Genomic DNA, 11,447 nt, shown 5'->3' with positions numbered 1-11,447 from the left:
TTGGGCACGATGGCATCCTTCCAGGCTGCCCTCCCGGGCAAGCCAGATCAGACGTCACCTATCCGTGCAGCAGACCCACTGCTACTTGTCTTGCCATGGCGTCTCGAAGGCAGTCGTTGAGCGGGTAACGGGAATCGACCTGCCGGACGACGCCGTCGTGCTCTCCGCGACGGGTGATCACGACGGCGGATTCCTGGCCAAGCAGACGGTTGACGCCGTGATCCGAATACCCGCTTCTGATTCGCTTCCGATCGAGACTGGCCCTGACGCGAGTGGGTGCTTCGGTCGGCCTCGGCCTGATCCGTTCTGGCGGTGGGGCGCCAGCGACGTGCGCTTCCGGCAGGTGTACGGGACATGCCTTGCTACTGGAACACTGTCGGATGGCAACGCTGTGGTGCATGTCTTCGGTGTCCGCAGAATCCAACGCTGCGGAGGAGGCATCAACATCGCCGTCGGCCACGAGTGCCCCGTCGTCCGATAGCCGATCGGCGTGCGGTCACTCCTTGCCGTTTCGCTTGCTCCAGACGAGCCACTTCCGGGCACTTGGGTGCGTCGCGTCGCGTCTCCTCCGAACGACGGACACCGGTCGTTCAGCGGGCCGAGGTGGCGTGCGGCCCGCCATGGCAGACTCGGAAGATGTCCCGGACTCCCAGCGACAGGCGTGCGGTCGAAGTACCAGTACGCACAGAACTGCGGCGGCTCGGACTGATCGTTGTCGTGATAGTCGCCGTCGGAGCCACGGCCCTCATGGCGCTCGTCGCGTCGCTCTACACAGTCGAGCAGCGACTCACTGCGGTACCGGGCTGGGGCCACTGCATCATCAAGTGCTCCGGGATCCCGTTGAACACCGTCGAACAGCTCTCCGGAGTGACGCTCCCGGAGAACAGCACCGTGCTTGAGACTGACGGCGCGGCACCCGGCGGAATCGGCGGATCGTGGGCCGAGGCGTACGTCCAGACGCCGCGTGGACACCAGGCCGCGATAGCGCCGGCGTCCACAGTCAACGGATGCCTTCAGCCTGGCGTCAACCAGTTCAAGAAGTGGGGCGTGTGGCACGCATTCGCCGGTGCTGTCGACAGCCGTTGCGTCCAGTACGGAGTGACGCGAAGCGGTGACCAGATCGTTCACATCGTGGGATACGGCGAAGGCCGCTGAGGCGCGTCTGCGCTGCGCTGCTACGCGTGTGAGCAGCTCCGCTCGGTGTCATCCTCTTCTCGGCGCTCCATGTCGTGATCGCGTCTCGATAGCCGATCCGCGACCGGACAGCGCTCGGGCCGATGGAGCGGCGTCGGGGCCGAGCGCGGTCACTGTCCCGATGAATCGAGCCGGTTCCTCGTCATCAGTGAAGGTCACGGGAGTGAGCTCGGAAACCGGAAGCAGCCCACTCGCTCCTTCATCTGTCCTAAACCACACCGCGGGAACGGGTTCGCGGCCCTCCTCTGCTGCCAGCATCGCAGCGGCTGCGAGCTGTGGCCAGCTCGCCTCCTGCTCCGCGGAGACACCCATCGCTACCGTCTGAATCATCAGCACACGCACTCGTTCATCCTGCGCCGGAACATACTCGAGCGCGTCCCGCATGCCGATCGTCCAACGGACGGGGGCGAGCGTTACGTTGGCCGCATGGACGTCCTGAGTGCGAAGGTCTGGGCTCGATCGCGCTGGTCTTTGGCCTGGTCTTCATCGCGACGTCGATCATCCGCCTCACCCGGCCAGACCTCGACGTGCTCCTGGTGATCTTGAACACCGCGCTCGGCACCTTTTGGCTACTTGCTGGCGCCTGGCTGTGGCGCTTCGCACTCCGGAAGGCAAAGAGCGGCCGCTAGCGGATCCTTCAACGAGGCTCAAGCGCGTGTGCGATGCTCGGCGAGTGCACACCGACGACGGCCGGAGGGATATGGATGAGCTCTTCGTCCGTGGATCTCAGAGCGTCCGGAACAGCACAGCGGTCGGGCAAGTTGCGGGCTTAGGCGGTCTGCTGGCCATCCTGACCGGCACGGTCTCGGTCGTCGCAGCGGGCGCGATCGTGGCTGGTGGCGTCGTACTCCTCATCGGCGGGATGCTTGTCGTGCTCCTATTCCTCTAACCGCAACTGGCCGATATCCAGACGCGCCCGGTAGCTGATCGTCGACCGGACGATTCCGCTTCGCGGCCGAGGGCGCGGCTATCGCGTGAGGTTTTTCCAGGCTGTGGATTCGTGGCGGAGGTTCGGATAGACCCGGAGCATCTCGTTTGGGATCACCTGCCACGTCTCGAAGTCTTCTTCCGCGAAACGCACCTCAGCCATCTCCGGGTACTCCGCGGCCAGGCCGCGAGGCCATTTTTCGGGAGGGTTGTCGATCCGGCGTTGAGCGCGGCCAGATTCGCGGAGGGCGTTGCGCTGGTCGTGTGGGAGTGGACGGAGGGCTCCTTCGCCGACGAGCCAGTCAACGACCAGGCCTACGCTTTCCTCAGCGAGCGGTAGGTGCGGTGATAATCCAATTGATCGCCACTCGAGCTCCTTCGCGAACGCGGACGCGGCCGCGCCGGCGGACACCAGCCACGGCACGGTGAAGTTGGGGGCCAGCGGTCCGCGATTGTTTATCTGGGCCGCGCGCTCAGGTGCGTCGACGATTCGGACGACGAGGCGTGCCTCGGCTCTCGGGAAGAGCTCGCCAGCCGTGGTTCCCGGTTGCGGCGGATACGGCACCGCGGCCTGTCCGGCCGAGGATGTTTGCCGCTGTCCGGGGATGGGCCGGTCCCTGACGTGAAGAGAGTGGTGGCCGAGTCCGATGTCCATCGCGAGTTCCTCGACCTTGCTGCGGAGGGTGTCCCGGTTGCGCCACGAATCAGCGGGACCGGACCCGAGGACGTCGGGGACGTCCCAGTCAATGGCGGGGATGCCACTTGGAACCGGAAACGCTCCCGGACAGGCGAGTCGGACCACTAGGTCCGCATGCGTCACCATGTGAACCGACACTGGGTCGGCTGGCTTGAGCGCGTCCAACCAGATTTGTTCGCCCACTATGGCTATGAGGAGACTGGTCCGGTCGCCCTGAGTGATGACTTCGGGCGGTGAGATACCGGCGGTTTGCACCGTGTATTCGTCACCGACGATGGTGCCCAGGTATGCGGCGGCGATCTTGCTTCGTCCGATGCCGCGAGGGCTGACGAACAGGATGCGGCGCGCATCGGGATACCGCGGGTCGCGACGACTCGCCACCTCAGGCTGGGTGCTCATGTTGTTTTCTTGCCCTCCCACCGGTCTGTCGCGGCCCTCGCCATTCTGTCTGGAAGCCTTTGCGACTACGAGCCCTCGACAGGGGGACGTCTGATCCCTCCTTTCGTGCGTGAATGGTTGACGCGGCTGCGGGAGTGACGGCACGTCGGCTTGCCGTGTCTCAAGAGCCGGCGGCCCACCCGACGACGCCCGTCCGCGTAGCTCCGTCCGGTAGGGGGTCGTTCACCGGGGCGCAGAGCGGTGTGTCAACCACGACAACTCACCCGTGTCCTCCTTGACCTGGGCATTCCCGTATGCCTGCCCCGCAAAAATGCCCGGTGAAGGTGCGCCAAACGCAACACACTTAGCGCCTCGTAAACCTATAGGTTTCCAAGACGCCAGCCGAGGCATGGTGTCGCAAAGCGGAACCCCCGGAATTCGGGGATCGCCGATTGTCTCGGAAAGTCGTCTCGATACACGACGCGTCTCGACCCGTGGTTGACCGGCTTGCTGAGACACTGGCTCGGTGAGGCTTCTCGGATACACCCCGATCAGTACCGGAGCGCAAGACGCGCAGCTGCAGGTCGACGCGCTAACTTGATAGGTCAGCCCGGCGAGTGTGGGCCTGAGTCGTCATTCCCTACCTGAGCTCTGGGCCGCGTGCACGTCCCAGCGATCGCGATCGCAGCTGTGTCGGTCCTACTGCTCGCGGTCGTCTTCGGCCGAGCCCGAGATAACTCCCGCGGTCGAGGCCGCGCGTCGGCGGGAGTCGCGTCGGTGTCGACGGGGGCCTCTACGCTCGACATGTGAAGAGATCCGTCGTCGGGATGTGGTGCTTCGGCATCGCAGGAGCCCTCCTCGTGACCTATGGCGGCGCCATGACGACCAGGACTGAAGACGCCGCCAACTTCGTTTTAATCCCGTACCCGTGGGTCTGGTGGCTGCTCGCCGCCCTCGTCGTCTTCGCTGTTCTCGGCGCGATCCTCGTCGACTGGCCGTTTTGGAGCAAGAAGGCTGGCTCGACCCCGTCGACCGCATCTACGAGCTCGCCGCAAGCAGCTGTCAGGAGCCCGTCGCCAGCGATCGGCCCTACCTACAACACCATCGTCAACGGGCCGGCCAACCTCGCTCAGGGCAGCACCGGAGTCGAGCAGACGAACACCTCTGCGGAGGCCGCCCCTGCCCCGGGCCGTCCCGCCTCGGGTGGGCTCAAATTCGCTGTGCCCTGGACGGAGCACGAGGGTCTGCAATCTCACCGGAACATGAAAACCAACGTCCGCACCGTTCGGTGGGCCAGCAACAACGCGCTTGTTGGGGAGCTGCGCCCCGCCGCCAGGGGTGGAGGCTGGGACGTCTACGACGTCGATGGAATCCATCTCGGCGGTGTGGCTGACGAGAAGGCCGGCATGGTGGTCCTGAAGAACCACGAGAGCTGACGTCTCGAGCATCGGCAACGGACGGTCGTCGTACGATCAACACCAATCCGGAGGAGCCGCGCATGACAGACACGATTAGCTACGCCGACTTTGCCAAGGCCACCGCACGAGTGTTGCGCGTCTCGGTCAAAAGCCTCACCGAGGAGCCGGCCCTTGTCTAAGCAGCTACGTGTCGAGGTGAACGACCGCGAGCTGCGCAAGCTCCTCGAGCAGATCGCGCGCCAAATTGAGGAAGCCGACCAGCACTTCCGACAGACCCACGCGGGCCTGCCCGTCGACGTCGTTCGCGCCGATGCCCCCGACGCTCTCCCGTCGAACATTCACCTCACATCGGAGCAACTCGACGAGTACGCCGCAGCGGTAGCTGGCGACGAACCGTTCGAGTTCCACCTAGGCGGGTAGCACTCCAACCAGCTGCAGCGCGTGCTGCATGACGTCAGTCCCCACCTCTGATGCGGCAGCGGTGCCGAGTGCTAGAGCGATCTTGGTGACGACCGCACGCACCTTGTGGGGGTGGGCATCCCCTTCGACCTCGGCTCGCAGCTCTTCGGTCGCCGAATTCAGCTCAGCCCGGACCTGCTCGTCTTCAATACGGTCGAGCCGCCCGGAGAGCTCGTCGACGAAGTTCCGGGCCTGGTCCTGCCAGGTGACGTTGATCGTCTGCTGCACCTCGTGACTGCCCTGCGCCACGTTCGTCGGCCCGTTGAAGTGGTTGTTGAACGTGTGGCCTGCTGGCGCGGCGTCCCTTGGAGCTGGTGCGTTCACGGAGATCCCTTGCTCGACGGTGTAGCGCCCTTTGGCTGTGGGTACTGGCCGAAGCGGGCCCTTGTATTGCCAGGCTGCTTGGCCCTTAATGTAGCCGTTCTCTAACAGGTACTCACCGGCGCGCTCGACATCTTCCGCCGTGTAGGGCGTGCCGAGGTAGGTGGCTCCGGTGTCGAAAAACTGTTCCGGCACCGGTGATGCGCCATCGTCGTCCTGGTCGACAACCCACGTGAGGTAGAGGTCGCGTAGCCGTAAACGCCGAGCCCGTCGATTGTTTCGTGCGGTATCGAGAGCGGCCCACGCATCGCGCCCCAAGCTGGTTGGTTTGGCGAGCCATCCGCCGCTGAATCGCCAGTCGACACTGATGAGCCCAGCCGCCTCGAGGTCACGGATCTCGTCCCGCAGCGCTGACGTCGCGTCGTGGTTAGCCGCCTCGGCGAGCAGAGCCTGGGCCGAAACCGAGTGACTGGACGAGAGCCCGTCAAGGGCTCCGATTATCTTGCCGAGCACGTCAAGCTGGCGGAGGTCGGTGGGGGAGTACTCGAGCATGTCAGGACCTTACCCAGCACCGACGACGCGGTGTTTCGTCGTGGCGTCGCGTTCCACCGATGCGCTGCACATTGGAGGCACCCAGCGGCCTGTTGGTCGGGTGAACTTCGGGAACGGGCGGCAGATGGTGCCTCCGTGGTCCTTGTAGGAGCCGTTGTTTACGTGGTCATCTGGCCTGAGCGACCAGTGTTGCGAGTGCTTGATTTTCGGTACCGTCACTGCGACGGTGGGTTCTTGCGCGTGGGCAAGCCCGGCGTGCGGCTTCCGCGCAACAACTCCCGGGCGAGTTCCTGCGCGTGCTCGGCCTTCTTGCCTGTGAGCTTGAGTGCGCGGTCACCGAAGTGCTTTGCGAGCAATAGTCGAGTGATCCATACGGTGAGATAGCAAGCGGCGGCAGCGAAGCCGACGCTTCCGAGAGGCTGACTCGTAGTCAGCAAGGACGACAGATCCACCAACGCCTCCACAACCGGACGCCAGCTCCCGTGTGCTGGCGCCGAGCAGGTGAGCGTGTAGAGCTGATCAACCTGGTGGCAGGGCTATGGGCGTTCGATCACGTCGCCGTCCGGTCAGAGCCACGGGGCACCGACCGGCCAGCGACAGAACGCCACATGGCCGCCCGCTTCAACCCTCCCGGGGTCCTTGCGGTACCAATCCGATGCCACCCGGGCTTCTTCTCGGCGTAGAACACGAATCCGTCCGGCGTCACGCCGTGGGTCCGTTTGCAGGCATCACGCCTGCTAAGGGTCCGTTTGCAGGCATCACGCCTGCTAGGAAAAACTGGTGCCCGTGTAGGGCCGGAAACCCATACAGGGTTCCCAGTCGCCGGTCCCCATCACGGGTTCCGATGACCTGCACTCATGGTACATCCGACAAGCGATGGCTGGGAGTCAATACTGCACTAGTCGTTCGTGTTGGCAGAAGTGCGCGGCCGTCCCTCAGCAGGTGTCTCGACATCGTGACGGGGATGCGAGTAGTCCCGGTCGAGCTGCTGCGCGCGCTGCGCCTGCTTGCCCTTCGTCCTCGAGGTGATGCCACCGAACTGTCGGGCCTGCCGGTACGGCTGCCGTCGCATCCAGGAAGTTTAGCTGCGGGTGGCAACTCTCCTTCTAGGGGTTGGTGCGGAAGCGCCCCGCGCTACAGCTCCGCGGCCTCACCGTCCGGTGCAGGTGCGGCGATGGGGGAGAGTCGAGTCGCGAGCATCCGGTACAGCGTGGTCCGATCGATGCCGAGTTCGCGAGCGACGACGGCCTTCGGGATTCCCTTGCTGACACGTAGGCGTGCATCGGCGATCTGGTCGTCGGTGAGCTTGCGGGTGCGGCCCTTGTACTTGCCGGCGGTTCTGGCAAGGCGGATGCCCTCGCGTTGCCGTTCGCGGATGAGGGTGCGTTCGAACTCGGCGAAGGCGCCGAGGAGGTTGAGCATGAGCCGGCCGATCGCGTCGTCTGTGTCGCGGCTGTAGGTCTGCTGCTCCTTGACGAACTCGACCGATGCTCCCTTGGCGGTGATCTCGTCGACGATGTCGCGCAGGTCGCCGAGGGAACGCGCGAGCCTGTCCATGGATGCGACTCGGACCGTATCTCCGTCGCGGATGTACCGGATGCAGTCGAGTAACGCTGCTCGGTCGGTGCGGGAGCCGCCCGACACCTTTTCCTCGAACACCCGGTCGACGTCTCCGATTGCCTCGCGCTGCCGGTCGAGGTTCTGATCCGTCGAACTCACCCGCACGTAGGCGACGGTCTGCGTCTTGTGTTGCACCACGTCTAGACCCTCGCACACATCTGTAGCAAAAGGGTCAACAGGAACCCCAGAACCACACGGAACCGGTATTCTCGCGAGCGTTGCGTTGGGGTATACCCCAGAACAGCACCGTTCGCGGTCCGACAGCGTGTGGAGTTGCTCTATGACCGACGTGCGCCTCGTGACCACCGAAAGCCATGGCAGGCGCTGACGTTACTTGGGACCCACGGTTGCGAGCACGAGTACGGCTCTGTATCCGGCTGGCCGTCGAGCGACCTCGGAACGGCAGGTTCTGAGTCACCTGGGGAAGCTCAGACCTCCATGACCCGAGCTTTGCCAACACGCGCTGCCGCGAGACATAATCAACTTGAGGGCACTTGCTGACGATGCGGACCACGTCGTTCTCGAGGCGCGCCGACCCTGCCCCTCGGACAGCTGAAAGAGGCATACGCGATGACGCTAACACTGGATGCTCTTCTCAAAGATCTTCACGATCGCACAAAGAATAAATTCGAGAAAAAACCTACGGTCGTAGCGAAGAATGATTCATTCGACGTGGAAAAGCTACCGATCGATAAGCCGGAATGGCATGCAATCGATGACGTGGCCTGCGTGTACTTCGATCTCAAGTCATCGACTAACCTCGCCAAAGGCCGGCGACCCGAAAGTACTGCCAGTATCTACGACGCGGGCGTCGGAGGTGTTGCCAAGATCCTCCGAGACTTTGACGCGCAGTTCCTGGATATTCAGGGCGACGGCGGTTTTGGACTTTTCTGGGGCGAGAAACGCTTTGAGCGCGCCGTGACGGCAGGGATTAGTCTTCGGACCTTCTCGCGCGACTTCACAGCCCAGCTCGATAAAAAATGGCCAGATGCGCCTTCAACGGGATTCAAAGTTGGAATTGCGAGTGGTTCTTTGATGGCGAAGCGAGTGGGGTTACCCCGACACCTGGAGTTCCAGGAACCCGTCTGGGCTGGAAATCCAGTCAACTACGCCGCTAAAGCGGCTCAACAATCCAGCCCGGAGCGGATGAGCGTGACGGGCAGTGTTTACGACAGCATCTCGAGTAACGACTTCATTGTCTTTTCCTGTGCTTGCGGAGATCCGGCCCTTCTCTGGGAGCCGGTGACGCTCGAAAAAATTCCTGACGACGAGAGATTTGGGCAGAGTCTAGGTTCCTACTGGTGTGAGCACCATGGTGACGAATACTGCAACGCTGTATTAGCCGGAAAGACCCACCGGGAGGAAGTTCCTGTTTCAGAACGGCAGAAGCGCAATCGTCTAGCGGAGGGCACTGTTCTTACTCACGACGCGGTGAAGGCTCGCGCGAACGAACGCGAGCGGACTCGCAGCGTGTTTGCCGCACTTAAGACCAAGCCGTGAAGCGCTCTCGAGTCAAGGCCCAAGAGGCGCTGGTCGAATCTCTTTTGAGTGAGGCGCGAGAGGAGCTTGGGCGAGCCGATAATAAAACTTCGATTTTACTCGCCGCAGCAGGAGTGGTGGTTGGCGCCTTGACCGCTGCAGTGTTAGCAGGGAGCTGGAGTCCAATAAACCTCTCCGCTGGATTGGCTTGGATCTGGTGGATCGGTTGCGGCTTTCTTTCCGCCGGAATCACCTGTTTGGGAATAGCCATTTATCCCCGTACAAGCCGCCCGCAAAAACTTCCGAATTTTGTAGCCTACTTTGGTGACGTAGTCGCTTTAAAGAGTCGAGCCAATCTGGACCGGGCTATCTCGAAAACTGCCGGTGCGACCGGTAGTCGAAACCTTGACCAGCTAGAGCTGGTCTCGGCGATTGTGACCAAGAAGTATCATTACCTTCGTCTAGCGCTTTTGTCGTTTGCCCTAGGAGCTGTGCTCCTGGCGTTGGTTGCTGTTCTGACGACGGTCGGGGCGTAGGCCAAGCAGCGTTTCGGGAGCGCAGTCTCGGCGCAAACCATTCAAAAGATGTTGGCAATCAACCCCGATACTCACCGAGGTCGCTCGCGGGGTACCTGTAATCGCACTGTGAACGCGAGTTGACATATGAGACCGCTATCGGCGCGAAGCACAACGGCCGGCCACCTCGCGAGGGGTGGCCGGCCGTTGACGTCTGTGGAGTGGCGTCAGTGCGCGGCGTCGTACGCGTCGCGGACAGCCTGGCTGATCCGGCCGCGGGAGGAAACCTCGTGTCCGTTGGCTGCTGCCCACTCGCGGATCTTGCCGAGTTCCTCGGAGTTCCCACGCTTCGGAGCGCTCCCGGAGGATGCGCGGCCGCTGCGGTTGCCGGTCTTGCGGGCAGCGGCGATGTAATCAGAGAACGCTTCGCGGAGCCGGTCCGCGTTGTCGTCGGTGAGGTCAATCTCGTAGTTCGCGCCGTCGAACCCAAAGGTGACCGTGCGGCCCGTGCCGTCTTCGATGGTGTCGCCGGTCAGGTCGTCGACGAGCTGGGTGGTGACTTTCTGTGCCATAGGAGGCCGCCTTTCACTAGGGGTGCGCTTCTACTGTGGCACACCCGGCCCAAAGTCCGGACGTCCCGACTCAGAACTTTCGTGCTCACTGTTAGTGCACAATGGTCTCGATGACGAAAAGCACACCCGTTCCCTCCGGTTACGCCGCCGCTTTGGCTGAGTTGAAGCAGCAGGTGAGGAATGCGCGTTTCACTGCGCAGCGGCGTGTGAATACGGAGCTGGTGCGTCTGTACTGGGGGATCGGTTCGACCATCCTGCAGCGGCAGGAGCAGGAGGGGTGGGGGACCAACGTCATCGGACGGCTCGCCGAAGACCTGCGGACGGCGTTCCCGGAGATGAAGGGCTTCTCGCGCGCGAATCTCTTCTACATGCGCCGTGTCGCTGCCGCCTGGCCGGATGGGGAAGTTGTCCAACAACTTGTTGGACAACTTCCCTGGGGGCACATCACCGTGCTCCTCGACCGGCTCGACGACCAGGAGGTCCGCAACTGGTACGCCGCGCAGGCTGTCAATCACGGCTGGTCACGCAACGTCCTCGAGCACCACATCCGCACCAACGCGCACACCCGGCTGCAGGCGGCGCCGTCGAACTTCGCGGCGACGTTGCCGACGGGGGAGTCGGATCTCGCGCAGCAGTTGACGAAAGACCCATACGTTCTGGACTTCCTTGCACTCGATGCGGACGCGAAGGAGCGCCATCTCGAGCAGGCTCTCGTCGATCGGATCATCGACACGCTGCGGGAGCTGGGGGAGGGGTTCGCGTTCGTGGGCCGGCAGGTGCACTTCGACGTCCACGGGGACGACTTCTTCTGCTCTTCTTCCACGTCGAGCAACTCCGCTACGTGGTCATCGAGTTGAAGACCGGTAAGTTCAAGCCGGAGTACCTCGGCCAACTCAGCTTCTACGTCGCACTCGTCGACGACAAGCTCCGACGCAGGCAGCACGCCGACACCGTTGGCTTGCTGCTGGTTGCAGACAAGAACGACGCCGTCGTCCGGTACTCGCTCGGCGCGCACCACACACCGATCGGTGTCGCCAGCTACGACCTGCTCCCACCGGCGGTGCAAGCGGCGCTCCCATCAGAAGCAGACCTCGCACCAGCCCTTGATGTGCCTGAAAGCGACGCGCCGCCCGCGTGAAGATGACCTCCGTCGTATGGCGATGATGCGTTCGGCAGACTGCAGCGCTCATCCGGCGGTTGGTTGGTTCGGTGCACGCGCCCATGTCCATGGTGGTGAATGTTCCGCCCCGGGTCTGATGGAGGCTCTCAATCCACGGGAGGATGAGAGTCATGGGAGCACCGAGGAAGTACCCGG

At 63.2% G+C, this 11,447-nt stretch carries 12 protein-coding genes and 1 pseudogene; 6 read left to right on the top strand and 7 right to left on the bottom strand.

Annotation, left to right across the window (positions count from 1 at the left end):
- Positions 1–636 precede the first annotated feature (636 nt).
- Positions 637–1,155 (top strand): hypothetical protein, encoded by a 519-nt coding sequence (locus tag DEI89_RS16950; protein WP_146236842.1) that lies wholly within the window; start codon positions 637–639, stop codon positions 1,153–1,155.
- Between the two features lie 712 nt (positions 1,156–1,867).
- Positions 1,868–2,083 (top strand): hypothetical protein, encoded by a 216-nt coding sequence (locus DEI89_RS16945; RefSeq protein ID WP_110905234.1) that lies wholly within the window; start codon positions 1,868–1,870, stop codon positions 2,081–2,083.
- Positions 2,084–2,161: 78 nt separating this feature from the next.
- On the opposite strand, the gene DEI89_RS17485 is transcribed toward DEI89_RS16945, so the two are convergent.
- Entirely contained in the window at positions 2,162–3,217 is a 1,056-nt protein-coding gene (locus DEI89_RS17485; RefSeq protein ID WP_146236841.1) for a hypothetical protein, read from the bottom strand.
- 785 nt (positions 3,218–4,002) lie between these two features.
- Here DEI89_RS17485 and DEI89_RS16930 point away from each other — a divergent pair.
- Complete coding sequence (locus DEI89_RS16930; protein ID WP_110905232.1) at positions 4,003–4,632, top strand: hypothetical protein; 630 nt, start codon at positions 4,003–4,005, stop codon at positions 4,630–4,632.
- A 165-nt stretch (positions 4,633–4,797) separates the two neighbouring features.
- Here DEI89_RS16930 and DEI89_RS16925 read toward each other — a convergent pair whose 3' ends face one another.
- The 5 genes from DEI89_RS16925 to DEI89_RS16915 all read right to left on the bottom strand — a co-directional run bounded on the left by DEI89_RS16925 (position 4,798) and on the right by DEI89_RS16915 (position 7,872).
- Positions 4,798–5,022 (bottom strand): hypothetical protein, encoded by a 225-nt coding sequence (locus DEI89_RS16925; RefSeq protein ID WP_110905231.1) that lies wholly within the window; start codon positions 5,020–5,022, stop codon positions 4,798–4,800.
- The gene (locus DEI89_RS16920) at positions 5,023–5,946 is read right to left on the bottom strand and encodes a hypothetical protein (protein ID WP_110905230.1); all 924 of its coding nucleotides are present in this window, start codon (positions 5,944–5,946) and stop codon (positions 5,023–5,025) included.
- A 215-nt stretch (positions 5,947–6,161) separates the two neighbouring features.
- Positions 6,162–6,302, bottom strand: a complete 141-nt coding sequence (locus DEI89_RS17905; protein WP_181421718.1) for a hypothetical protein — start codon at positions 6,300–6,302, stop codon at positions 6,162–6,164.
- A gap of 542 nt (positions 6,303–6,844) precedes the next feature.
- Entirely contained in the window at positions 6,845–7,018 is a 174-nt protein-coding gene (locus tag DEI89_RS17900) for a hypothetical protein (protein ID WP_181421717.1), read from the bottom strand.
- A gap of 62 nt (positions 7,019–7,080) precedes the next feature.
- The gene (locus DEI89_RS16915; RefSeq protein WP_375537782.1) at positions 7,081–7,872 is read right to left on the bottom strand and encodes a recombinase family protein; all 792 of its coding nucleotides are present in this window, start codon (positions 7,870–7,872) and stop codon (positions 7,081–7,083) included.
- 264 nt (positions 7,873–8,136) lie between these two features.
- On the opposite strand from DEI89_RS16915, the gene DEI89_RS16910 reads away from it, so the two are divergent.
- Both DEI89_RS16910 and DEI89_RS17480 read left to right on the top strand, forming a co-directional pair.
- On the top strand, positions 8,137–9,066 hold the full coding sequence (locus DEI89_RS16910) for an adenylate/guanylate cyclase domain-containing protein (RefSeq protein ID WP_110905228.1): 930 nt from the start codon (positions 8,137–8,139) through the stop codon (positions 9,064–9,066).
- Positions 9,063–9,581: a Pycsar system effector family protein gene (locus DEI89_RS17480; protein WP_146236840.1), complete on the top strand. Its 519-nt coding sequence runs from the start codon at positions 9,063–9,065 to the stop codon at positions 9,579–9,581. Before DEI89_RS16910 ends, DEI89_RS17480 begins: the two co-directional genes overlap by 4 nt.
- 206 nt (positions 9,582–9,787) lie before the next feature.
- Here the strand turns inward: DEI89_RS17480 and DEI89_RS16905 are convergent, their stop codons facing one another.
- Entirely contained in the window at positions 9,788–10,132 is a 345-nt protein-coding gene (locus DEI89_RS16905) for an Lsr2 family protein (protein ID WP_110905227.1), read from the bottom strand.
- Between the two features lie 110 nt (positions 10,133–10,242).
- On the opposite strand from DEI89_RS16905, the pseudogene DEI89_RS16900 reads away from it, so the two are divergent.
- Positions 10,243–11,270 (top strand): annotated as a pseudogene (locus tag DEI89_RS16900) (YhcG family protein).
- The last annotated feature ends 177 nt before the right edge of the window (positions 11,271–11,447 follow it).

It is taken from the genome of Curtobacterium sp. MCBD17_030 (genome assembly GCF_003224255.1).
GTDB lineage: Bacteria > Actinomycetota > Actinomycetes > Actinomycetales > Microbacteriaceae > Curtobacterium.
Note: the sequence above shows the minus strand (reverse complement) of the source record. Positions and strands in the feature narration are given on the sequence as shown.

Excerpts from the sequence above, each read along its gene's own strand:
- DEI89_RS17485 (WP_146236841.1), bottom strand. The coding sequence starts at position 3,217 with ATGAGCACCCAGCCTGAGGTGGCGAGTCGTCGCGACCCGCGGTATCCC.
- DEI89_RS16905 (WP_110905227.1), bottom strand. The coding sequence starts at position 10,132 with ATGGCACAGAAAGTCACCACCCAGCTCGTCGACGACCTGACCGGCGAC.
- DEI89_RS16910 (WP_110905228.1), top strand. The coding sequence starts at position 8,137 with ATGACGCTAACACTGGATGCTCTTCTCAAAGATCTTCACGATCGCACA.
- DEI89_RS16950 (WP_146236842.1), top strand. The coding sequence starts at position 637 with ATGTCCCGGACTCCCAGCGACAGGCGTGCGGTCGAAGTACCAGTACGC.
- DEI89_RS16920 (WP_110905230.1), bottom strand. The coding sequence starts at position 5,946 with ATGCTCGAGTACTCCCCCACCGACCTCCGCCAGCTTGACGTGCTCGGC.
- DEI89_RS17900 (WP_181421717.1), bottom strand. The coding sequence starts at position 7,018 with ATGCGACGGCAGCCGTACCGGCAGGCCCGACAGTTCGGTGGCATCACC.